This is a genomic window from Heyndrickxia sp. MSNUG (assembly GCF_049532715.1).
Classification (GTDB): Bacteria; Bacillota; Bacilli; order Bacillales; family Cytobacillaceae; genus Mesobacillus.
Window position 1 is genome coordinate 1,287,020 of the sequence record NZ_CP150978.1, and the last position, 22,802, is coordinate 1,309,821.

22 protein-coding genes are annotated in these 22,802 nt (G+C 42.8%); 18 read left to right on the plus strand and 4 right to left on the minus strand.

Annotation, left to right across the window (positions count from 1 at the left end):
* Positions 1-57: 57 nt before the first annotated feature.
* Positions 58-294: an IDEAL domain-containing protein gene (locus AABM38_RS06350; RefSeq protein ID WP_335378326.1), complete on the minus strand. Its 237-nt coding sequence runs from the start codon at positions 292-294 to the stop codon at positions 58-60.
* 190 nt (positions 295-484) lie between these two features.
* On the opposite strand from AABM38_RS06350, the gene AABM38_RS06355 reads away from it, so the two are divergent.
* Positions 485-1,066, plus strand: coding sequence for a competence protein ComK (locus tag AABM38_RS06355; protein ID WP_423409632.1), 582 nt, complete (start codon positions 485-487; stop codon positions 1,064-1,066).
* 182 nt (positions 1,067-1,248) lie between these two features.
* On the opposite strand, the gene AABM38_RS06360 is transcribed toward AABM38_RS06355, so the two are convergent.
* Positions 1,249-1,635, minus strand: a complete 387-nt coding sequence (locus AABM38_RS06360) for a hypothetical protein (RefSeq protein WP_335378328.1) — start codon at positions 1,633-1,635, stop codon at positions 1,249-1,251.
* A 252-nt stretch (positions 1,636-1,887) separates the two neighbouring features.
* On the opposite strand from AABM38_RS06360, the gene AABM38_RS06365 reads away from it, so the two are divergent.
* The 6 genes from AABM38_RS06365 to AABM38_RS06390 all read left to right on the plus strand — a co-directional run bounded on the left by AABM38_RS06365 (position 1,888) and on the right by AABM38_RS06390 (position 10,569).
* Positions 1,888-3,876, plus strand: coding sequence for a S9 family peptidase (locus tag AABM38_RS06365; RefSeq protein ID WP_423409633.1), 1,989 nt, complete (start codon positions 1,888-1,890; stop codon positions 3,874-3,876).
* A 387-nt stretch (positions 3,877-4,263) separates the two neighbouring features.
* Positions 4,264-5,202 carry an LCP family protein gene (locus tag AABM38_RS06370; protein WP_423409634.1) on the plus strand — a complete coding sequence of 313 codons (939 nt, stop codon included), beginning with the start codon at positions 4,264-4,266 and terminating at the stop codon, positions 5,200-5,202.
* A 177-nt stretch (positions 5,203-5,379) separates the two neighbouring features.
* A complete protein-coding gene (locus AABM38_RS06375) occupies positions 5,380-5,997 on the plus strand; it encodes a TVP38/TMEM64 family protein (protein ID WP_423409635.1) in 618 nt (205 codons plus the stop codon).
* Positions 5,998-6,230: 233 nt separating this feature from the next.
* Complete coding sequence (lepB, locus tag AABM38_RS06380) at positions 6,231-6,785, plus strand: signal peptidase I (RefSeq protein ID WP_423409636.1); 555 nt, start codon at positions 6,231-6,233, stop codon at positions 6,783-6,785.
* A gap of 127 nt (positions 6,786-6,912) precedes the next feature.
* Complete coding sequence (locus AABM38_RS06385) at positions 6,913-10,155, plus strand: BTAD domain-containing putative transcriptional regulator (protein WP_423409637.1); 3,243 nt, start codon at positions 6,913-6,915, stop codon at positions 10,153-10,155.
* Positions 10,156-10,170: 15 nt separating this feature from the next.
* The gene (locus AABM38_RS06390; protein WP_423409638.1) at positions 10,171-10,569 is read left to right on the plus strand and encodes a VOC family protein; all 399 of its coding nucleotides are present in this window, start codon (positions 10,171-10,173) and stop codon (positions 10,567-10,569) included.
* Positions 10,570-10,576: 7 nt separating this feature from the next.
* Here the strand turns inward: AABM38_RS06390 and AABM38_RS06395 are convergent, their stop codons facing one another.
* Both AABM38_RS06395 and AABM38_RS06400 read right to left on the minus strand, forming a co-directional pair.
* Positions 10,577-10,894 carry a hypothetical protein gene (locus AABM38_RS06395; RefSeq protein ID WP_423409639.1) on the minus strand — a complete coding sequence of 106 codons (318 nt, stop codon included), beginning with the start codon at positions 10,892-10,894 and terminating at the stop codon, positions 10,577-10,579.
* Positions 10,895-10,966: 72 nt separating this feature from the next.
* Positions 10,967-11,662, minus strand: coding sequence for a DNA alkylation repair protein (locus AABM38_RS06400; protein WP_423409640.1), 696 nt, complete (start codon positions 11,660-11,662; stop codon positions 10,967-10,969).
* Between the two features lie 165 nt (positions 11,663-11,827).
* Here AABM38_RS06400 and AABM38_RS06405 point away from each other — a divergent pair, with 165 nt between their 5' ends.
* From AABM38_RS06405 to AABM38_RS06455, 11 genes are all read left to right on the plus strand, one after another.
* On the plus strand, positions 11,828-13,075 hold the full coding sequence (locus AABM38_RS06405) for a substrate-binding domain-containing protein (RefSeq protein WP_423409641.1): 1,248 nt from the start codon (positions 11,828-11,830) through the stop codon (positions 13,073-13,075).
* Positions 13,076-13,147: 72 nt separating this feature from the next.
* Entirely contained in the window at positions 13,148-13,921 is a 774-nt protein-coding gene (locus tag AABM38_RS06410) for an ABC transporter ATP-binding protein (RefSeq protein ID WP_423409642.1), read from the plus strand.
* Entirely contained in the window at positions 13,899-14,606 is a 708-nt protein-coding gene (locus AABM38_RS06415) for an ABC transporter ATP-binding protein (RefSeq protein ID WP_423409643.1), read from the plus strand. Before AABM38_RS06410 ends, AABM38_RS06415 begins: the two co-directional genes overlap by 23 nt.
* A 62-nt stretch (positions 14,607-14,668) precedes the next feature.
* Positions 14,669-15,484 (plus strand): branched-chain amino acid ABC transporter permease, encoded by an 816-nt coding sequence (locus tag AABM38_RS06420; RefSeq protein ID WP_423410678.1) that lies wholly within the window; start codon positions 14,669-14,671, stop codon positions 15,482-15,484.
* 15 nt (positions 15,485-15,499) lie between these two features.
* Positions 15,500-16,501, plus strand: a complete 1,002-nt coding sequence (locus tag AABM38_RS06425; RefSeq protein WP_423410679.1) for a branched-chain amino acid ABC transporter permease — start codon at positions 15,500-15,502, stop codon at positions 16,499-16,501.
* A complete protein-coding gene (locus tag AABM38_RS06430) occupies positions 16,498-16,680 on the plus strand; it encodes a hypothetical protein (protein ID WP_423409644.1) in 183 nt (60 codons plus the stop codon). Before AABM38_RS06425 ends, AABM38_RS06430 begins: the two co-directional genes overlap by 4 nt.
* 813 nt (positions 16,681-17,493) lie before the next feature.
* Entirely contained in the window at positions 17,494-18,507 is a 1,014-nt protein-coding gene (locus AABM38_RS06435) for a 3-oxoacyl-ACP synthase (RefSeq protein WP_423409645.1), read from the plus strand.
* Between the two features lie 2 nt (positions 18,508-18,509).
* A complete protein-coding gene (locus AABM38_RS06440; protein ID WP_423409646.1) occupies positions 18,510-19,421 on the plus strand; it encodes an alpha/beta fold hydrolase in 912 nt (303 codons plus the stop codon).
* Between the two features lie 12 nt (positions 19,422-19,433).
* Entirely contained in the window at positions 19,434-20,174 is a 741-nt protein-coding gene (gene fabG, locus AABM38_RS06445; RefSeq protein WP_423409647.1) for a 3-oxoacyl-ACP reductase FabG, read from the plus strand.
* 523 nt (positions 20,175-20,697) lie between these two features.
* Positions 20,698-21,024 (plus strand): hydrolase, encoded by a 327-nt coding sequence (locus tag AABM38_RS06450; protein WP_423409648.1) that lies wholly within the window; start codon positions 20,698-20,700, stop codon positions 21,022-21,024.
* Between the two features lie 169 nt (positions 21,025-21,193).
* Positions 21,194-22,735, plus strand: a complete 1,542-nt coding sequence (locus tag AABM38_RS06455; RefSeq protein WP_423409649.1) for a class I adenylate-forming enzyme family protein — start codon at positions 21,194-21,196, stop codon at positions 22,733-22,735.
* The last annotated feature ends 67 nt before the right edge of the window (positions 22,736-22,802 follow it).

Sequence of the window (22,802 nt, forward strand, 5' to 3'; positions counted from 1 at the left end):
TTAACACAGCCTTATTGTAAAATAATAAAAACCCCCTTTATGGGGGATTTCACTCATCTACGTTCCAAATTGTTTGTTAAGATCCTTCAACTCTTCTGTTAGGGTTAGAAATAAAATTTGGTCACGTTCATCTATTGCTTTATCGATTTTAGACAGCAATTTTTCTTTTTTCGTGTTTAATTGGATTTCAGAAATTAGCATGTCAACATACAGGTCCAGAACAAAAGATTCCTTGGCTTTTATGCGTTTCATCACACTGGCCTTCATGATTTCAGAATACGATTTTTCTTTCACTGACCTCACCTCTTAGACCTTTTTTATATTATATGGAGGAAAGAAAAGATAATCAACTAAATTTTTATAATTTTTAGAAAATTTTTCTCGCGTCATTAATTGTGGCTAAAAAAGGAATTTTTTCTAAGAGGAAAGAAAATTTTAGCCATTATGCTACAATAGGGTATATGGTATTTTAGGAGATGAAGGAATGACAATCAACCAAAAGAATTTAGTAGAAGAGTACGAAATAAATCCTTTTACAATGATCATTCTCCCTGAAGAATACGGAAGCAAGACATACAGCAAGGTAATAGAATTGGAAGAGGAGTATTTGTCTCCATTCAGGCCGATTGAAATCGTGAAAAAAAGCTGTAAATATTTTGGGTCCAGTTATGAAGGGAGAAAAGAAGGAACCCGGCAGCTGACAGGGATTACCCATAAAATCCCCATCATTATTGACCCCATAAGCTCCATTTATTTTATGCCCACAAATTCACCTGCAAATCCTGACTGTATATGGGTGTCACACGAACATGTTTTATTCCATAAAAAGGTGGATTCCCATAGCACACAGGTTATCTTCAGAAATAAAAAATCCATTACCTTGCCAGTATCTCACCATTCATTTGAAAACCAGCTTCTGCGAACATCCTTGCTGCGCACAAAATTTATGCAGCGGATGAAAGAAACTGAACGGAAAGCCCTTTACTTGCTTCATGGTTCGAAATACGGCGAGTTGCAAGGCTATCATCATGCCAGTTTGGTAAGTGAGGTTTTCAAGGACAATTAATAAATATTTAATGTTTTTGGGATTCACCGGCATTTTTTAGTTTCCTCGAAAAGGTGCGAGTATGATATACGGAAACAGCAAGCAGTGCGTCATTTGCCTGCTGCTAATAAAGACTGTAAGAAGCAATAGCCTATTTATATAAGATGAAAATTAGGGGAATCCGATGATCAGCCGGATTCCCTTTAGCTTTTTTCCAGGGGAGGATCGGCTTGTTTGAAGCGCTTGAATAAATAATAAAGCATCAATTCCTGGACCTTGTTGCGGATGCGGGGATTAAAATAATTGTGGTGTTCTTCGTAGCCTTGATAAATGAAAAGGAACATCGTAAATGCATCATCACGCTTTACTTCCTCAACCTTAAGGTTATGCTTTTTTAAATAGCTTTTTACTTTAGCGAGTTCTTTCTGGACTGCCTTCATTGTTTCTTCAATTAGCTCCAAATAGGGCTTCTTTAATTTGAATGGACTTTTTTCAACGACAGAAAGATCCCGGTTCAGCACGACAAGCACCATCGGCAAATAAATGGCCTGTTCCATGATATCGCGTTCTTGTTCAGGAATCCTTGTCATTTTGCTTTGCTCCTTTTTGAATAAAATAGAACGTTTGTTCGTTATAATCGTACTGGATTTTTTAGCGGATTTCAAGAGTGTAAAAAAAATTTCCTGTTCCTTATCATAATTTCCAAACGATATATAAAAATTTCAAGGTACTGATCCATTCATTTAAAGTGTAAAAGAATTTTTATTAAGAAGAAGGAAATATATTTCTGTTATCGAAATAAAGATAGATAAATAAATTATTTGGGAAGGGTGGCTGCTTAGATGGGAGAAAAAAGATTTCTCAAAGCAGAAGATTTATACGAATTGAAGTCCGTAACAGATCCTCAACTTTCACCTGATGGCAGGAAGTGTGTATTTGTTCAGACAGAGATGGTGGAAAAAAAGAATGACTATGTGTCTAATTTATACATAATCGATATTGAAAAAGGCGGAGAAGCGAAGCAATGGACATATGGGGAGTACCGAAACCATTCACCTAGATGGTCACCTGACGGATCACAGATTGCGTTCGTTTCCAATAGAGCAGGGAAAAATCAAGTTTATGTTCTCGATGCAGCTGGTGGAGAGGCAAGGCAAGCCACCAGCTTAAAAAATGGTGCAAGCGGGCCTGTATGGTCACCAGATGGTTCTAAACTAGCCTGTTCTGTTTTCCTCAAACCAGAAGAAGATTTACTGGAGAAGGAAGAAGAGAAGAAGGATGAAAAGAAACTCGAGCCTTTTGTGGCAGAGGAAATGAAGTATAAGTCAGATGCTGCGGGTTTCTGGGATGGAAAGTATAAGCAGACAGCAATTATAAGTCTTGTGGATGGCAAAGCAGAGCTCATTACAAAGAGAGAAGCAGACTACCACCTGCAGTGCTGGTCACCTGACGGCAAAATAATTGTACTGTCAGCGGATGAAACGGCAGAGCGCGATTTTTCATTTAAAAGCGATTTATTGCTGGTGGAGGTGGAAACTGGCAAAACCACAAAAATAACGAATGGTAAAGGATACTATGGCAGTGCCGCTTTTTCACCTGATGGAAAATACCTTGGTTATATCGGCCATGAAAGAGAGTTTGAAAATGCAACCCTGCCTCAATTGTGGGTACAAGAATTAGCAACAGGCAATATCCAATGCATCACCGAGAATATGGATATCCTTGTAGGAGATGCAGTTGCAGCGGATTTTCAGCAAGGTGCATACAGCCCAGCCTTTTTATGGGGAGAAGACAGCGAGAGTTTTTATTTCCTTGCAAGCGATCAGGGCAATACGGTCCTCTATTTTGGGAATTTAGCTGGTGAAATTTATCCTGCCTTGCTGGATCAGCAGCATGTATATGGATATACACTTGATCGAAAAAATCAAAGAATCGTGGCTGCAATCAGCAATCCGGTTCTGCCAGGTGAGCTATTCCAGCTAGAGGTAACAACAGGAGATATGAAGCAGCTCACTTCAGTGAATGAAAAGTTCCTTGATGAAGTTACCCTATCGAAGCCTGAGCCAATTTCGTTTGCTGCGGGTGACGGAACTCCGCTTCATGGCTGGATCATGAAGCCGGCTCGCAGTGAAGATGGAAAGAAATATCCTCTTATTTTGGAAATACACGGCGGACCACACGCTCTCTATGCAAATACTTATTTTAATGAATTCCAGGTTCTTGCTTCAGAAGGATTCGGAGTTCTCTACATCAATCCGCGCGGAAGCCATGGGTACGGGCAGCAATTTGTTAATGCCGTCCGCGGCGATTATGGCGGCGGAGATTACCAGGATGTAATGGATGCAGTTGACTATGTGCTGGAAAATTATGATTTCATTGACAGTGAAAGACTTGGTGTAACCGGTGGAAGCTATGGCGGCTTCATGACAAACTGGATTGTCGGCCATACGGACCGATTCAAAGCTGCCGTCACCCAACGTTCAATCTCGAATTGGATTAGTTTTTATGGGGTAAGCGACATCGGATACTATTTTACAGAGTGGCAAATAAAAGCAGATCTAAATGATATTGATACATTATGGAAGCATTCACCACTTGCATATGCTGATAAAATTAATACTCCTTTATTGATCCTTCACAGCGAAAAAGATTACCGCTGCCCGATTGAGCAGGCGGAACAGCTGTTTATCGCATTGAAGAGACAGGGGAAGAAAACAAAATTCATCCGCTTCCCTGAATCAAACCACGAACTGTCCAGAAGCGGAAAGCCGAACCTGAGGCTTAACCGATTAGCCTATATAGTTGAATGGTTCAATGACCATCTAAAGTAATCGATAAGGACCCGAGCCCAAAATAATAAAAAACGACTCTGTTAAAGCTGAATGCTGATTATTATAACCTGTTGATTGTAGTGGAAGGCGCGCAGACTCCTGCGGGCGCAGCTGGACAGGTGAGACCCCGCAGGAGCGAAGCGACGAGGAGGCTCAGCGCCAGCCCCGCGGAAAGCGAAGCGCCTGGAACGAAAATCAACAGACTTGTTTAACAGGGCCTATACGTTTGAAACCCACAGTCATCCTTACTGTGGGTTTTATTTTTTTGAAATTTTCTTCGGAGAAGTTTAAGGTTATAGAGAAAGAAGGAAAATAAGATCATCAGTAACTATTTTAGAAAAAAATAAGTCAGTTAAATTAAAATCTATTTTTGGAAGGAATTTTAACATGAGATATGAAAGAACCCAGCGTAATAAAAAGAAGAAAAGAATCAGATGGTCAGGGGTCTTTTTCTTGCTGTTTCTTCTCATTGGTGCTTTGGCTGTCTATTCTTATTTTCAATATAGAGCAGGTGTAAGTGATTCAGCCAAGACAGCGGAGCAAAATAAGCAGGAATATGAATTCAATGGTAAACGAGACCAAAATGGCGCCACCAATATTCTCTTGCTTGGCAGCGATGCCAGAGGTAAAGAGAAGTCGCGTGCAGATACAATTATGATTGCAAGCTATAATCCGGATAAGGGCACCTATAAGCTGACGTCCATTATGAGGGATACGTATATCAGCATTCCGGGCTATGGTGACAATAAGATTAATGCCGCATTTGCTTTAGGCGGACCTGAATTGCTTAGGCAAACTATTAAGGAGAACTTCGATATTGATCTCCAGTACTATGCAATCGTCGATTTTGAAGGATTTGTCCGTGTGGTGGATGAAGCTTTCCCAGACGGTGTTGAAGTAAACGTTGAAAAGAGGATGTCAGAAAACATTGGAGTCACTCTAGAGCCAGGATTACAGAAGCTAGATGGGAAGCATTTATTAGGTTATGTGCGGTTCCGTCATGATGCAGTCGGAGATTTTGGGCGTGTAGAACGTCAGCAAAGCGTCATAAAGGAAGTGGGCAAACAGTTCGCCAGCTTTCAAACTCTGCCTAAGCTTCCGAAGCTTGTTGGTGTAGTAATGCCATTTGTGAATACAAATATGGATACAGGGGACATCCTGTTTATGGGAAAAGGTTTCCTATCAAAGGACAATCGTAATATCGATACGATGAGAATCCCGGTTGAAGGATCTTACGAAAATCAAAGAGTTGAGGGTGCAGGTGCCGTACTGGCGATCAACCTTGAAGAAAACAGGCAAGCGCTTCAGGAATTTTTAGCAAAATAAATGTATGATGTTAGAAAGTTCTCATTCATTCGTTTGAGGTGTACAATAATTTCAATGAGGTATTTATGAAATAAGATTGTTTGGTGAAGCTCTGCAGTGATGGAAAGCAAGCCAAAGAATGAATGGCATAAGGCTGAGCTTTTTTAGCCTGCAGAGCTATTGGACAAGGAGACTTCAATGGATTTTGAATTATTAAAAGAATGGTTTACAATCGAAAATATTATGGACCTTCTCAGGCAATATCGGTCATTTGGACCTATCCCTGGAATATTGCTCCCAATGCTGGAAGCATTTCTTCCTTTTTTGCCATTGTTTTTATTTGTCATGGCCAATGCGAATGCTTTTGGCCTTTGGCTCGGTTTTCTATTTTCCTGGATTGGCGCGGTGCTGGGTGCTCTGATTGTCTTTTTGATTTTTAGGAATTATGGACAGGGTCGGGCACTGCGCTTTTTACAGCGTCATTCAAAGGTTCAAAAGGGGATGAACTGGATTGAGCGCCATGGGTTTGGCCCGATTTTCCTCATGCTATGCTTTCCGTTCACGCCATCTGCTCTCGTAAATATTGTTGCGGGCCTGTCAAAAATAAGCATGGCTCAGTATATGCTGGCCGTTATCGCTGGCAAGATGGTGATGATTTTCACGATAAGTTTTGTCGGATATGACCTGCGCTCTTTAATCACAAACCCATTCAGGACTGCCGTTGTCCTTGTAATCATCGCTATTCTCTGGTATATCGGGAAAAGAATTGAGGTGAAAATGAATATGAGTGTGGGAAAAGATGATAAAGTACGATAATCAAATCCGTTTTTTTAGAAGTGCCTGAAGCGGAAATCTACAGAATAATTTGAAACGAGTATAATCATAGATAACTGTTTTCTGTAAATAATCTCGTTCCCCTATATTTTCGTATAGGTCTTTATAAAGTTATTTGATAGCAAAAATAAAGTAAGTTCCTTTCCAAGTAATAGTAAAGGCATAGGGAAACAGGAGTTAAAGAAAAACAGCAAATGATGGTGGTGAGGAAGCGTATGAAAGAGAGCGTTAAAAAAGAGGGAATCGAGTGGATCAAAGCTTTTGCTTTGGGGATTATCATTTTCGCATTTATCAGGATTTTCTTTTTTTCAAATTATGTAGTCGAAGGGGAATCAATGCTTCCGACCCTGGAGGAAGGCAATAAGGTTGTGGTCAATAAATTCGGAGATGATGTTGATGAACTTGAACGTTTTGACGTCATTGTCTTTCATGCAAATGAAAAAGAAGACTTTGTAAAGCGAGTCATTGGCCTTCCGGGAGAGAAAATTGAATACCGGGAGGATCGGCTGTATGTCGATGGAAAGAAGGTATACGAACCCTTCTTGAAGCAGTACAGGGAAGAATCACTTGGCGGCTATCTAACGGGGGACTTTACGCTGGAAGACTTGACAGGCGTGAAAAGAGTGCCGGAAGGAAAGCTTTTTGTCCTTGGTGATAACAGGCTAGGCAGCTGGGACAGCAGACAATTTGGGTTCATTTCTGTAGATCAGGTTGTAGGGAAGGTTAATTTGCGGTACTGGCCCCTGGAAGAGATGGCCGTAACATTTTAATAAAATCTTTTCTGCTTTTAGAAAAGACTGGAAAAATAAAATGGAAGGACTCGGCAGATTTCGAGTCTTTTTTTATTCCCCTTATGTTAGAATAGTATTAATTTTAAGAAAACGAGGCGGAGATTATATGCAGGGGACATTGCCATTAATCAAAACAAAGCTGATTGTTCCTACCCTACAGGAGCAATGGATTCGTCGCGCGAAATTTTCGAAAAAAATGAAAGCGATTACTGAAAAACCACTGACGATCATTCAGGCTGGTGCCGGCTATGGAAAAAGCACCGCATTAGCAATGTTTGTCAAGGATGAAAACCAAACCTGCTGCTGGTATACGATCTCCTCATCGGATGATGATATTCTTCCATTCCTTTCTTACCTGACTGCCTCCATTCAAACGGTCTTTCCTGCCTTCGGCAATGAACTGTCTTCTTACATAAAAAATATGGATCGATACATAAGAGAAGAAGAACTAAGCATGCTTTGCTCCATCTTCATCAATGAAATCCTGCAAATTGAAGAACCAATCACCGTTATTCTGGATGACTTTCATGCGATTGAGCATTCCTATCATATCAATATTTGGATTGAAAAGCTGCTGGAGCATATCCCGGGACATTTACACCTGGTACTATCCACAAGAACAAAGCCGGGATGGAAAATCCTCGCTAAAATGAAAGTGAAAAATGAACTGAATGAGCTTTCAAAAACAGATTTGGTTTTTGGCAAAGACGAAATCGAGTTATTATTATCCGAATATTATGAGCTTGAAATTACGGATGATCAAATTGAACATCTTTATAACATAACGGAAGGATGGGTAATTGCTGTAGGAATGATCGCGCAGCAAATCCCGCATTTGCAAAGTCTGGATCAACTCTTTACAGAGCCTTCAAAATCGCTGGAGGATTTATTCCATTACCTTGTGCACGAGGTGTTCTCGAAACAGCCGCCGATGATCCAGCAATTTCTGGAGCAAACCTGCATCTTTGAAGAAATCAGTCCAGATGTATGCGATAGCGTTCTTGGATTGAATGGCTCATTACAGATGCTTCAGCAGCTGACCGCGAAAAATTTGTTCATCCATCAGGTTGGAGATAATCAATTCCGTTACCATGCCTTGTTTCGGGAATTTCTGGAGGACAGGCTCATGCTCAGCCAGCCAGAGAATTATCGAAGACTGATGCTGAACAGCGCCCGTTATTTTGAAAAAAATGGACAGTGGGAAGAGGCTTTATTTTGCTATGAAAAAATCGGGCAATATGATGCAGCCGCTGCCATCATGGATGAGCAGGGCATGCAGCTGCTGGAAAGGGGAAAGCTCAAAAACTTGAATGAGCGTCTTTCTAAAATTCCTCAGCAGGAAAAAATGCGCTACTGCACCCTGCTATTCTTGGAAGGGGAAGTATATCGCTATCGGTCCCTATATAAACAAGCTGAAACAAGCTATGACCTGGCTATCGAAACGGCCGACAAAACCGGTGATATGGAATGGAAAAGCAAGGCGCTTGAAGGGAAGGCCAAAATATATCTTGATACGATTCAGCCTTTAAAAGCAGAGCGTATCCTCGCGCAAGCAATTGAACTTCGTGAAAAGGCATTGCCAGAAGGATCAGCAGAGGAAACTGGCAGGCTTTACCGGATGCTTGCAGAAAATCTGATAAATTCTGGCCAGGCATTGAAAGCTGAAAGATGGATTGAGCGTGCAAGGGCAATTGGGGTCCCGATTGAGGATGGCAATCTTGAAGCAAGACTTTACTTGAGAACAGGCCGTTTTGAGGAAATGCGAAGAATTTTGGCGTCAGTGAAGGAAGTTCATCACTCAGTTGATAAGCAGCTTCTGCCACAATCACATAGGGAGACAGACCTGCTATTGGCTTTGATCGAGGCGTTTACAGGCAATGGGCTCCAGGCAAAAGCATTATCTCAATCAGGAATACAGCATGGTATCAAAGTCCAAGCTCCATTTGTAGAAGCCTGCGGATGGATCAGGATGGGCCATGCTGTCCAGTTGATTGATCAATATGATTTGCAGCTCGCAGAAAAGTGCTATGAAACGGCGCTTGAGATTATGGGACGGTTAAATATGGAGAGGGGAAAAGCAGAACCTTTAATGGGTCTGTGCATTCTCTATGGAAGCAGGCGCGAATATGAACGTGCGGCTGAGGCGGGCAGGAAGGCGCTGCTTGAAACCGAACAGGTAAAAGACACCTGGCTGTCTTCGTTGATTACGCTTTGTATGGCAATAGCTGCGATTCATAATAACAAGTTCCAGGAGGCACGGGAGGAACTGCGAAAAGCAGAGGAACTTTTTGGCCAGTGCGGGGATGAATTTGGGAAAATGCTTTTGTCGTTTTGGAAATCTTTTTACTTCTATATGTTAAAAGAAGAGGACGGATTCAAGTCTGCCTTCACGAAATTTTTAAAATTGATGAAATCAGGTGAATATGAATTTTTCATCAAAAAAAGGACAACTTTTGGCCCGAGGGACCTGCAAGTTTTTGCTCCAATGCTGATCGATGCTGTGAAACAGTCACTTATGCCGTCGTATGCTGAAAAGCTGCTGGAGGATATGAACCTGCCCCGTTTAAGCGCGCATCCAGGCTATTCATTGAAGGTTCAGGCGCTAGGCCAATTCAGAGTTTGGCTCGGAGACCGGGAAGTGGAGGACAGAGATTGGCAAAGAGGTAAAGCAAAAGAATTGTTTCAGTTATTCTTGACGAAGCGCAGCCAATTTCTTATGAAGGAAGACATCTTCCAGATTCTATGGCCGGAACATCTTGAAAAGAATGCAGACAGAGATTTCAAAGTTGCCTTAAATGCTTTGAATAATGTACTGGAGCCTGCCCGCAAAGCAAGGTCTGCCCCATTCTTTATCATTAGGGAAGGAACTGGATATGGCATTAATCCTCAGGCGGTACTCGATTTGGATTCACAATTATTTGAAGAATGGGCAGAGGCAGGATTAGAGGAAATAAATTTAGAAAAATCAATAGAAGATCTTGAAAGAGCATTGTTTTTGTATAACGGAGACTTCTTGCCGGAAAGAAGGTACGAGGACTGGTGCATCAATGAACGTGAACGACTTCTCGTATACTTTTTGCGAAGTGCAGAGAAACTGGCGCAGTTGAATGTAAGAATGGAAAACTATGATTCTGCGATTCACTGGTGCCAGAAAATCCTTCATAAAGACCGGACATGGGAAGAAGCGTACCGACTATTGATGTTTTGCTATTACCGTAAAAACAATCGCCCTCAGGCAATCAAATGGTACAAGAAATGCTGCGAGGTCCTTGAGCAGGAATTAGGCGTGACGCCGCTTGAGCCCACCAGGCATATGTATGACATGATTATTCAGGGCAATAATGTCTAGAAAGGAATGACGATATTGGAAAAAAGACAAATTCATAGTTCATTAAAAGTGTTGGTAGTTTCAGATATTGAAAGAGCAAAGAACTACTATTCCGAGGTGATAGGCTGTGAAGTGACAGACTGGTGGGTGCTGAGAGATGGCTTTACGGGACTTGCAATAAAGCTGTTCGAGGCCCGGGATCCAAAAGATGTCAAGCCAAATCCTCCCTCAGCAGGAATGGAACATGGTATTGACCTGTATTGCTATGCAGAGAATTGGCAGGCACTGGATGAGCTTTACAGCGAGTTCAAAGCTAAAGGAGCAAAGATTGTCATTGAGCCATGGGTGGATGAAAGCAATGGCCCATGGAAGGAGTTTGCCCTCACAGACCTAGATGGATATTGCATCGCTTTTGGAGGTACAGACGGGAACTAATCTTTGTTTAGACAACTGTCACTATTCGATTAAAGTAGCTTTTGATGATCAGCCATCGTGCAGGATATGTCTCTGCAAAATCGTCAATTGAGTTCCTTGAATACATCAGCAGACAATCCAACTGTCTTTTATGAAGTCTTAAATCATAAAGAAGTGCGTGCGGGATGGTGTAATGGGTGTATAGCTGATATGGATTTAATTTAACTGGCTCCATGCGGGCTGCTTCAATGTAATTCAGCAATGCCTGCTTCTGGATTTCGATACTTTCTTCACGTGAAAAATCATTTATATGAATCTGCTCATTTATATAATAGATCCCCTTCATAAAATAAATCCCCTCCCAGGCTTTTGGCAACTAAGTACAGTTATTGCCATTTTCATGGGAGGGGATACTTTATTATTCTATATTTTCTGCCAGTGATATCTGCAATAGTTTTAATGCTTCTCTTTTTGAGAGCGGAGCCAGGGTATGATTGTTAACAAAATCGATCGTAAACTCAGGATTGGTTTTACCATATTCTCTTAATGCCCAGCCAATTGCTTTATTAATGAAAAACTCCTTTGATCCCAATGATCTTTCAATGATAGAAGAAAGCAAATCCTCATTTGTTTTCTCCTTATATCCCAGTTGAAATAATATAGCCGAACGGATCAACCAGACATTTCCTGACTCAAGCCAGGTATCAATTGTTCCAAGTTTCTCAGGATACATGGAAAAATACTTCCCTGCATGGTGTTTAGCAATATGGTCTACAGTATCCCACCAGGATTTTGTGGTAATCATGAATTCAATCATACCGAGATCGCTTGTCCGTATGTTTTTAATCATTTTATCCATGATGTAAAGTCCGGCCATCTGCATTTCTCTTTCCTCAAACGACCATAAAGCTTTGATTGTCTCCACTAATTCATCTTGGTCAGGGAGACCGTTCTTTCCGATGTATTCTTTAACTAAACCTCTTGAAAGAGGAGCGCGCAAACCGAAGAATTCAAACTGGTATCGCATATATTTGCTCAGCCTTACAGCCTCCTCTTCGTTTCTATGCTCTTGCAAGACAAGTCTCAGTTTTTCTTCATATCCAGTCCCCGTCACGTAAATACCTCCGCTTATTAATTATGTCCTTATTATATTTCATCCGCCTTCTAAGGTTAAGAGGATTATGTTTTTAGGGATGTAACTCATTTGTAACTTCCTTTTTTTAAGATGAAGTCAAAGCTTGGTGAGCTTTTAGTTAACCATTTTAAAGGGGGAAAGGATATGAAAGCTTCAAAACGGAATTTTGCTTTATCTTTTATGCTGATTTTAGTTCTGCTGTTCGCGAGTGCCTGCTCTGGATCATCGGGGACAGAGAAAACAGCCGGTTCAGGTGAAAAGGATAAAAAAGAGGAACCAAAGAATACTGAACCAATCAAAATTGGTGTTCTTGCCTCTCAGACAGGCGGCCTGGAGGCATACGGAAAACAAACTCTTCGCGGCTTCGAGCTTGGGCTTGAATATGCGACAAATGGCACGAACGAAGTTGCTGGCCGCAAAATCGAATTCATTGTGGAAGATACTGAAACAAAACCAGAAGTAGCAGTCCAAAAAGCGACAAAGCTTCTTGAAGAAGATGAAGTGGATTTCCTTGTCGGATCTTCTAGTTCGGGTGATACATTGGCCGTGCTGCCCCTGGCGGAAGAATATGAAAAAATCATGGTTGTCGAGCCTGCCGTTGCAGACAGCATCACTGGCTCTGAATTCAATGAATACATTTTCCGTACTGCACGTAATTCTTCGCAAGATGCAGTAGCAGGTGCTGCGGCAATTGCAAAAAAAGGCGTGAAAATCGCAACGCTGGCTCCTGATTACTCATTTGGACGTGATGGAGTCGCAGCATTTAAGGAAGCTGCGGAAAAATTGGGTGCTGAAATCGTTCATGAAGAATATGCAGATCCTGCTGCTACAGATTTTACTTCTAATATTCAAAAAATCATTGACCAGAAGCCTGATTACCTATTTGTCGTTTGGGCTGGGGCTAACTCTCCTTGGAACCAGATTGCTGACATGAAGGTACAGGAAAAAGGCATCAAGATTTCAACAGGTGCTCCTGATATCGCAGCTCTTGCAACAATGCAGCCGCTAGTAGGCATGGAAGGCTTCACGGTTTACTACCACGACCTTCCTCAAAATGACATTAACAAATGGCTTGTTGATGAGCATAAAAAGCGCTTCAACGGCGAGCTTCCTGACTTATTCACTCCGGGTGGTATGAGTGCGGCGATCGCGATTGTCGAAGCTCTTAAGAAAACAGAGGGTGACACAGATTCCAAGAAATTGATCAAAACAATGGAAGGCATGAGCTTTGAATCTCCAAAAGGCAAGATGACATTCCGTGCAGAAGACCATCAGGCACTTCAACCCCTATACGCTATCAAGCTTGAAAAGAAGGATGGAGTGGACTATCCAGTACCTGTCCTGATTCGTGAGCTTTCACCGGAAGAAACGGCTCCTCCAATCCGCAACTAAACACTCATAATGAACTTCGGGACTTTTCACCGGAGTTCATTATGCTTTTATTTTATAAGGGTGGTGAATAAAGTGGCTGCAATTTTAGAAACAAAAGACTTGAGTATCACGTTTGGAGGGCATACGGCAGTCGACTCTGTCAGTATCTCGGTCCCGCAAAATCATTTCAAATCCATTATTGGTCCGAACGGGGCGGGCAAGACGACTTTCTTTAACTTGCTGAGCGGGCAGCTTATGCCAACAAAAGGACAGGTCATGTATAAAGGCAGCGAAATCACGAAGCTTTCCCCAACGAAAAGGACGAGAGCAGGAATCGGGCGGTCCTTCCAGATCACCAATGTATTCCCTAATTTGACAGTGATGGAAAATGTCCGCCTGGCGGTCCAGTCACATGCCGGAGTCCGCTACCAGATGATCAGGCATTTCAAAGCGTTCAATAAATTTGAAGAGGAAGCAGCAGAGTGGCTGAAGCTTGTTTTACTTGAAGACAAAAAGGATGCCCTGGCAAGGAACCTTGCCCACGGTGAAAAAAGGAAGCTGGAAATCGCGATGCTTCTTGCCTTGAATACGGAAGTACTGCTCCTTGATGAACCGACTGCAGGGATGTCGCTCGAAGAAGTACCGGCCATTCTGGAAGTCATCCGCAAAATTAAACAAAGAGGCGACCGCACCATCATCTTGATCGAACACAAAATGGATATGATCATGGACCTATCAGATTCCATTATGGTGCTATTCAACGGGACCCTGCTTGCTGATGGCACTCCTGATGAAATCATGAAAAATGAAACAGTCCAGTCTGCTTATTTAGGAGGTTTGCATAGTGAGCACGCTGCTAAAACTTGACCAGGTTGAAACATATATCGGCCAGTACCATATCCTTCAAGGCGTCTCCTTTGAAGTGCCAAAGGGTGAAGTAACGGTCCTGCTGGGAAGGAACGGTGCCGGAAAAACGACTACTTTAAGGACGATCATGGGCTTGAACCAGGCATCAAAAGGCTTAATTCAATACAAAGGTGAAGAAATAAAGGGCTTGCCAACCTATACGATTGCCAATAAAGGCATCGGCTATGTTCCCGAGGATCAGGGGATTTTTGCTGAATTAACGGTTGAAGAGAATATGAAAGTGGCTGTTAAAAAGGATAATGATGAAACCCGCCAAAGGCTTGATTATATTCTTGAGCTGTTTCCAGATCTGAAACGGTTTTGGAAAAAGCCCGGCGGTCTCCTGAGCGGCGGGCAGAAGCAGATGCTGTCCATCGCACGTGCTTATGTCAACGACAATGAGCTGCTCTTGATTGATGAACCAAGCAAAGGGCTTGCGCCGATCGTCGTTGAAAAGGTGATGGAATCCATTCAGCAAATGAAGGAAAAGACAACGATCATTCTGGTAGAACAAAACTTCATGATGGCCAGTACAATTGGCGACAGCTTTTACATTGTCGATGATGGCCGGACTGTTTCAAATGGGCCTATGAAAATCCTGCGTGAAGATGAAGAAATGAGAAGGAAATATCTCGGGATTGCTTAGGAAGGGAGGAAGAAATAGTGGATGTCCTTATTAGTTTAAGTCTTAATGGCCTTGCGACAGGAATGCTGATCTTTCTGCTGGCTGCAGGCCTGACCTTGATTTTCGGCTTGATGGATGTGCTGAATTTTGCCCATGGCGGACTGTTTGCCTGGGGAGCCTACAGTGGCATCTGGATCTACACCTCGACGGGAAGCTTTCTTATCGGCATTCTCGGCGCCATTTTAACAGGTATGATTCTTGGGATCATTACGGAACGCTGGATCATTAAACCTGTTTATGGAAATCATGTACAGCAGATTTTAATCACGCTCGGCTTGATGCTGGTATTATCTGAAATGTTAAAAGTAGTCTGGGGACCAAACCAGATCTCTGCTGCTACACCTGATTATCTTTCAGGAAGCTGGGAGGTTGGCAATGTCATTATTATTAAATATCGTGCATTTATCATAGCAGTAGGATTTGCGGTATTCCTGGCAGTGCAATTCCTGCTTAAAAAGACAAAAATCGGTTTGGTCGTTCGCGCAGGTGTCATGAACAAGGAAATGGTCCAATCACTTGGAATCAACATCCAAAGGGTCTTCATGTTTGTGTTCATGATCGGGGCAGGCATGGCGGCACTTGGCGGAATGCTTCTCGGACCATATTCTGGCGTCATTCATGCAGATATGGGCATGGAATTTGCCATCCTCGCGTTCATCGTTGTGGTCATCGGCGGGATGGGCAGCTTCTCTGGATCGGTTATGGCAGCTATTTTAGTCGGCTTGTCAGGTTCCTTCATGGCTTATTATGTGCCTGATCTTGCTCTTGCTGCAAATATGCTGCTGATGGCCGTAGTGCTAATCTTCAGGCCTCAGGGCTTGTTCGGGGCAAAGGGGTGAGTTGCAGTGACAAAAATGCTTTCTAACCGTATGAATATTTTTTATCTGATCATCGCTGTGTTTTTAGCCGTACTACCGTTTGTCTATGATTCACGAAGCATGCTGATTCTGCTTTCCCAGGTGTTCATTTTTGCTGTGCTGGCGATGAGCTATGACATCCTGCTCGGCTATACTGGCATTGTCTCGTTTGGCCATGCGATGTTCTTCGGAATCGGTGCTTACACGGTCGGTGTATTCATGAAACGATTCGAGCCAGAAACAAGCTATTTCCTGCTTGCTGTTCTTGTGACGATTTTATTGACCGCCCTGGTAAGTTATTTTGTCGGCCTGCTGACATTAAGACTTAAGAGCCACTTCTATGCGATGCTGACAATGGCGTTTGCAGGCTTGTTCCTGGTGCTCGCTGAAAAATGGCGGACTGTCACTTACGGCAATGATGGTTTCACCTTCAGGGTACCGGACTTCTTAAAAGACCGTACTGAATTTTATCTGATTTGCCTTGCCTCGATGGTGATTGTTTTTATCCTCCTCAGAAGATTTACCAATTCGCCTCTAGGAAGGGTATTGCAGGCAATCAGAGAGAATGAGCAGCGCACTGAATCGCTTGGCTACAGTGTTCTGCAGTATAAAATCATTGCGAGTGTCGTTTCGGGTGTACTAGCTGGAATCGCTGGGATTTTATATGCGGTGTCACTCAGATTTGTAAATACCAGTGTATTTACGATGGATATTACGCTTGACGCATTGTTAATGACAATCATTGGCGGAGTCGGAACGCTGGTTGGCGCGATCATCGGTGCGGGCATAATTGAGTTCTCGCATCACTGGCTGACCGAGCTGGCAAAGGTCCACTGGATTTTTGAAAGATGGATTATTTTCTTTGGCATCATTTATATTCTCGCAGTCATGTTCTTCCCGATGGGTATCGTTGGTTCCTTGCAAAAGCTGAAGTTCAGCCGGAAAAAGAAGGAGGCTGTCCCGGTTAAATCAGAAGCTGTAAGCCAGGGCGACTCATGATGGAGATGAAGCAGGTCACATCATTCGTGCTCCGTTTCCAGCTGGCGGACATCGAAATGGACAGCGGCAAAAAATGCTGGAGAGTGAAAGTCACCCATGTCCAGGATGAAAAAGAAGCATTGTTTGATTCCATGGAATCGGCAATGGAGTTTATTAAAAAGATTGTTGGAGAAGGATAGATTCGCTGGATAGAAAGTGCTGAAGGGCTTTTTAAAAAGATACAAAGGAGAACAAAGGCTTATTGATGTTCCAATAAGAGCCATTGGAACAATGAAATGGAGAAAAAAGCTTTCTTGATGTTCCAATAAGGGTCATTGGAACAATGATAGGAAGAAAAAAGCTTTTGTGATGTTCCAATAAGGGTCATTGGAACAATGAAATGGAGAAAAAAGCTTTTGTGATGTTCCAATACGGGTCATTGGAACAATGAGGGGGAGAAAAAAGCTTTTGTGATGTTCCAATAAGGGTCATTGGAACAATGAAATGGAGAAAAAAGCTTTTGTGATGTTCCAATACGGGTCATTGGAACAATGAGGGGGAGAAAAAAGCTTTTGTGATGTTCCAACAAGGGCCATTGGAACAATGATAGGAAAAAAAAAGCTTTCTTGATGTTCCAATAAGTGTCATTGGAACAATGATGGAGAGAAAAAAGCTTTTGTGATGTTCCAATAAGGGTCATTGGAACAATGATAGGAAGAAAAAGGCTTTCTTGATGTTCCAACAAGGGCCATTGGAACAATGATAGGAAGAAAAAAGCTTTTGTGATGTTCCAATGAGGGTCATAGGAACAATGATAGGAAGAAAAAAGCTTTCTTGATGTTGCAACAAGAGTCATTGGAAAAAAGAAGGGGAGAAATTGACACTCCTAATGTGCCAATAAGATTTAAAGTTTAGGCAGTAACACCCAACATTTTTTTTCATTCAAAATGAAGTAAGCTAGCAATGACACTCCATCTTAGACAGTGTCCACTATTTTCACGGGGGGAAGAGCAGTGCAAATAGGAATTGTAAGTACGGGGATCTATCTTCCCGAAACATATATATCAGGTGCGGAAATTGCAAAATTGGCAGGAATTCCAGAAGCAGTTGTGGAAGAGAAAATGGGAATCAAGAAAAAGCCTGTTCCGGGACCGGAGGACCATACTTGTGAAATGGGAATCAAGGCAGCGAGAATCGCAATGGAGAAAGCAGCCATTGACCCATTAGACATAGACCTGGTCATCTATATTGGCGAGGAATACAAGGAGTATCCTTTATGGACAGCAGGCATCAAGCTTCAGGAAGAAATCGGCGCTAAAAATGCTTGGGCCTTTGATACCGCTTTAAGGTGCGGGACGACGGTGATGGCCTTAAAATTGGCTAAAGGGATGATGCTCTCGGATCCTGAAATCAATACAGTGCTGCTTGCTGGCGGCTACCGAAACGGCGACTTCATAAATTATGAGAATCCAAGGACACGGTTCATGTATAACCTTGGCGCCGGAGGAGGGGCAATTTTATTAAAAAAAGGCCACGGAGAGAACCTCCTGCTTGAAACAGAAATGATTACAGATGGTTCTTTTTCCGAGGATGTGGTCGTCGTTGCAGGCGGAACGAAAAACCCGATTTCTGCTGAAAATCTTGAACGTGGATTGTACCAGCTTGATGTATTGGATCCTCAAGGGATGAAAGAGCGCTTGGAGCAAAAGTCGATGGTTAACTTCCTGAAGGTGATAAGGGGATCTGTTGAAAAGAGTGGATTTTCTGAAGGAGAAATCGCTTATATAGGGATGCTTCATATGAAAAGGTCAGCACACGACTATGTTTTGCGCGAGCTTGGCTTAGAAGACTCGAAATCTATTTATCTGGAAGAGTATGGCCATATCGGCCAGATTGATCAGATTCTGTCGCTGGAGTTAGCCGAAAGTTCAGGAAAGCTGAGGGACGGCGATATTGCAGTTCTTGTCAGTGCCGGAATTGGCTATGCATGGGGAGCAACAACCATACGCTGGGGAAAGGGTGAGTAGCAATGGAAAAAACGGAAGCTCAGGCAGTCGAAATGAAAAAGGTGGATTTGCAAAACGGAGAGACAATCGCATACCGGGAACGGGAAGGCGGCGTGAAAAACGTCTTGTTGATTCACGGAAACATGACTTCATCAAAGCACTGGGATTTGCTGATTGAAAAGTTGGATCCTGCTTATAAAATTTACGCACTCGACATGAGAGGTTTTGGTGAATCAAGCTACCACAAACCAAATATGTCGATCAAGGATTTTTCGGATGATGTAAAATTGTTTGTCGATGAGATTGGCTTGAAGGATTTTTCAATCATAGGATGGTCCACGGGCGGGGCTGTTGGGATGCAATTTGCTGCCGATTATCCTGGTTATTGTGAGAAGCTTATCTTGCTTGCATCTGCCTCAACCCGCGGCTATCCTTTTTTTGGCACTAGCCCGGAAGGTCTGCCGGATGTTAATAATCGGATAGCCTTTTTTGAAGATGTAAAAACGGACGTTGGCAAGACAGTCGCGGTCCAAACTGCGTACGACCAGCAGAATAGAGAGTTTTTAAAGGCGATGTGGAATATGCTGATCTACACGAATCGCCAGCCGGATGAAGAGCATTATGAAGAATATGTTGACGATATGCTGACACAGCGCAATCTAGCGGAAATCTATCATTCTCTCAATACTTTTAACATTAGTGCCGTAAATAACGGGCTAACGGAAGGTACGAATCAGGTGAAGGACATCCAGATACCTGTCCTTGTGCTGCGGGGTGACCGTGATTTGGTCGTCACACAGCGGATGACAGAAGAGATTGTCGAGGATTTTGAAGGCCGTGCCACATTTGTGGAATTAAAGGATTGCGGACATTCCCCGCTGGTGGATGATTTAGCGCAGCTTCAACAGCATATCGAAGAATTTTTAGCAGAATAGGAAGGTGAGCTTATGAGATTGAAAGATAAGGTTGCGATCATTACAGGAGCTGCTAATGGGATTGGGCTGGCAGCGGCGAAGACCTTTGCAAAAGAAGGAGCAAAAGTGGCATTAGCAGACTTTGATGAGGCAACAGGAACACAGCGGGCAGCTGAGCTGTCTGACGAAGGATACGAGGTCGCATTTTTTCAGGTGAACGTTGCGGACAAAAGCAGTGTGGATGCCATGGTTCAAAACGTTCTTGGCCAGTTTGGGAAAATTGATATCCTGGTCAATAATGCTGGCATTACAAGAGATGGCATGCTGCACAAGCTGGCGGTGGAAGACTTCCAGAAGGTCGTCGACGTAAACCTGACCGGGGTATTCAATTGTGCCCAGGCAGTAGTTCCTGCATTGGTCCAGCAAGGCTCAGGCAAAATCATTAATACCTCTTCCGTTTCAGGGGTATATGGCAATGTTGGACAGACCAACTATGCTGCAACAAAAGCCGGTGTAGTCGGGATGACCAAAACATGGGCAAAGGAACTCGGCCGCAAGGGAATAAACGTAAATGCAGTAGCCCCGGGGTTTATCGAAACCGGTATGACCGCCAAAGTTCCGGAAAAAGTGCTGGATCAAATGAAGATGATGGTTCCGTTAGGAAGACTGGGTTTGCCTGAAGACATCGCGAACGCTTATCTATTCCTTGCTTCAGAGGAATCCAATTATGTAAACGGAACAACCCTTCATGTAGATGGCGGGATTATGATGTAGATGGTGAAAAAGCGCACTCGTGGCGCTTTTTTTTTTTGGGATGTGGAGGGATGAATTAGGTTCAACTGGTATTAAAAGGTGAGGATACAATCGTTCCAACTCATTTTAAAGGAGGTACATCTGCTCAACCGGCGAAAAAAATCAATACAACCGTAGAAAAAACTGCTTCAACCGTTGATAAAAGTGCCGCGACCGTTAATAAAAGTGCTGCAACCGTTAATAAGTGCCTCAACCTTTGAAAAAGTCATTTCACCTAGAAAAATTGTATCCTCACAACTAAAATAAGTGTTTTAAAGGGTACAGAATGATATAAAATCCCCATAATATCAATAATTTTTCCCGCTAATCTTGAATCTTTTACAAAATGACACAATTACAAACTGAAATTCAAGTAATTAAATACAGCCGTTTCTGAATTCCAAAAAACCTGTTCAAATCCAAAAACTTATTATGGATAATTTTTATAAGATTAACTTTCTATTAAAAGTGGTAAATGATATTAAAAAAGAATGAGGTGCTCTACATGGAGGAACAAAAACAAACTTACTACTTTAACATAGAAAGCGGCGAGGTATTGGATCAGCCTGCTGAGCCCGAGGGCCATTTTACCCTTATTGCCACTGGGGAGGAAATTAAAGATTTTCGTGAGTACCTGGTTGAGAACTACAAGGCGGATTGGGAAACCTTCGGAAATGCTCATGTTCCTTTCAGAGACCCTGATCGTGAAAATGCGGAATATGATATGACAATGAAGGAAATTTATGCAATGGTTTACAAGCTTGGTGATGCTGAGGCGAAGAACCATGTTAGAAATATGGGCATATTGGATGAACAGCAGCTGAATAGATAATGAAACTAGAAGCCACAGCCCCGTGCTGTGACTTTACTTATAAAGTTTAATCCAATTAAAAACACCTTCACCAATTCCATTCATTCAATCACTCTCTGTCCGTTTGTAACTAACCTGTAACTCTTCTTTTCTAAAATGAATTTATCATGAACGAGAGAGGGAGATTGCGGTGAGGTGGGAGCTCGATTGGCTGGAAACGAGAGCGAGAATGACACCGGCGGCTCAAGCAATTGGTGAGGCTGAATCGGATCGTGCCTGGACCTTTAGGGAGGTCAATGATCGGGCAAAAGCTATTGCCATGTGGCTGCAGGAAAAAGGTGTCCAAAAGGGAGACAGGGTTGCGCTGCTCGCGCCAAACGGAATCAGTTACTTTGATTTGCTGTTTGCCTGTGGCAAGATCGGCGCTATTTTCGTGCCGCTTAATTGGAGATTGTCCGTCGATGAACTTACTTATATAATTAGTGATTCGGATCCGCAGTTTCTTGCGTTCCATTCCAACTTTACCAATGAGGTTACGATGATATGGCAGCATGAGGAGCGCAGCCTTCCGATAGATGGAATACAGTATGAGTTGTTGATTGACCAATACGCTGGCCGTCTGAACAATTCAAAGTTTCAGAACATCGGAGTGGACGAGGAAGACCCGCTGGCGATGATCTATACTGGCGGAACGACCGGAAAACCGAAAGGGGCAGTCCTGTCACACCGGGCGATCATTTGGAATGGGATTTCCACGATTACCAGCTGGAACCTGACGAATGAAGACAAGACGGTGACTTATTTGCCGTTGTTCCATACAGGCGGACTTAACGCGCTTTCGATTCCTATACTGATGGCTGGTGGACAAATGATTATTGCGAGGGAATTTGTCCCGGAACAAGCCATTGAAAATTTAATAAAATTCAAGTGTACAATCGTCCTGTTTGTACCGACAATGTATCATATGCTCGTGAAATCCGAACTCTTTTACAAAGCTGAGTTCAAGGATATGAAAGTATTTTTGTCAGGGGGTGCGCCTTGTCCGCTAGATATCTACGAGACTTTCAAGCGGAAGAGGATGGCGTTCAAGGAAGGCTACGGCTTGACGGAAGCTGGGCCAAATAACTTTTTTATTGATCCGGAAGAGGCTGAAGTAAAACGAGGGTCTGTCGGCAAGCCGATGCTCTTTCATGATGTCAGAATCATAAACGAAGAAGGCTTTGAAACAATTCCCGGCGAGGTCGGGGAACTGGCGATAAAAGGGAATCACGCTTTTTCCTACTATTGGAATAATAAAGAAGCAACGGAAGACACATTAAGAGATGGCTGGTTATATACTGGTGACCTGGCTAAAAAGGATGAGGACGGCTATTTCTATATTGTCGGCCGGAAAAAAGAAATGATCATTACCGGCGGAGAAAATGTTTTTCCGCTTGAAATCGAGCACTGGCTATGTTCACATCCATCGATTCAGGAGGCAGCTATAATTGGGATGCCCGATGATAAATGGGGTGAGGTTGTCACAGCCTTTATTGTACGTGAGGAGAAAAGCGACCTTGAAGAGGCAGAGGTCAAAGATTATTGCAGACAAAAACTCGGCGGCTACAAAGTCCCAAAGCATATCCATTTCATTGCTCAAATGCCAAAAACACATGTTGGTAAAATCGATAAGAAACTGCTGAAAAGTAATGCCTTGGCTAAAAACGCTGAAAAGCAGAAACCTGTCATTTAAATCTGATTCCGGAATATATTTGGAATTTCCGGAATATATGGCCGTTATTTCGGAATAAATTAAAAAA

Coding starts and splice junctions, on each gene's coding strand:
- AABM38_RS06355 (WP_423409632.1), top strand. CDS start 485: ATGACAATCAACCAAAAGAATTTAGTAGAAGAGTACGAAATAAATCCT.
- AABM38_RS06360 (WP_335378328.1), bottom strand. CDS start 1,635: ATGACAAGGATTCCTGAACAAGAACGCGATATCATGGAACAGGCCATT.
- AABM38_RS06365 (WP_423409633.1), top strand. CDS start 1,888: ATGGGAGAAAAAAGATTTCTCAAAGCAGAAGATTTATACGAATTGAAG.
- AABM38_RS06370 (WP_423409634.1), top strand. CDS start 4,264: ATGAGATATGAAAGAACCCAGCGTAATAAAAAGAAGAAAAGAATCAGA.
- AABM38_RS06375 (WP_423409635.1), top strand. CDS start 5,380: ATGGATTTTGAATTATTAAAAGAATGGTTTACAATCGAAAATATTATG.
- lepB (WP_423409636.1), top strand. CDS start 6,231: ATGAAAGAGAGCGTTAAAAAAGAGGGAATCGAGTGGATCAAAGCTTTT.
- AABM38_RS06385 (WP_423409637.1), top strand. CDS start 6,913: ATGCAGGGGACATTGCCATTAATCAAAACAAAGCTGATTGTTCCTACC.
- AABM38_RS06395 (WP_423409639.1), bottom strand. CDS start 10,894: ATGAAGGGGATCTATTATATAAATGAGCAGATTCATATAAATGATTTT.
- AABM38_RS06405 (WP_423409641.1), top strand. CDS start 11,828: ATGAAAGCTTCAAAACGGAATTTTGCTTTATCTTTTATGCTGATTTTA.
- AABM38_RS06420 (WP_423410678.1), top strand. CDS start 14,669: ATGCTGATCTTTCTGCTGGCTGCAGGCCTGACCTTGATTTTCGGCTTG.
- AABM38_RS06425 (WP_423410679.1), top strand. CDS start 15,500: ATGCTTTCTAACCGTATGAATATTTTTTATCTGATCATCGCTGTGTTT.
- AABM38_RS06430 (WP_423409644.1), top strand. CDS start 16,498: ATGATGGAGATGAAGCAGGTCACATCATTCGTGCTCCGTTTCCAGCTG.
- AABM38_RS06440 (WP_423409646.1), top strand. CDS start 18,510: ATGGAAAAAACGGAAGCTCAGGCAGTCGAAATGAAAAAGGTGGATTTG.
- fabG (WP_423409647.1), top strand. CDS start 19,434: ATGAGATTGAAAGATAAGGTTGCGATCATTACAGGAGCTGCTAATGGG.
- AABM38_RS06450 (WP_423409648.1), top strand. CDS start 20,698: ATGGAGGAACAAAAACAAACTTACTACTTTAACATAGAAAGCGGCGAG.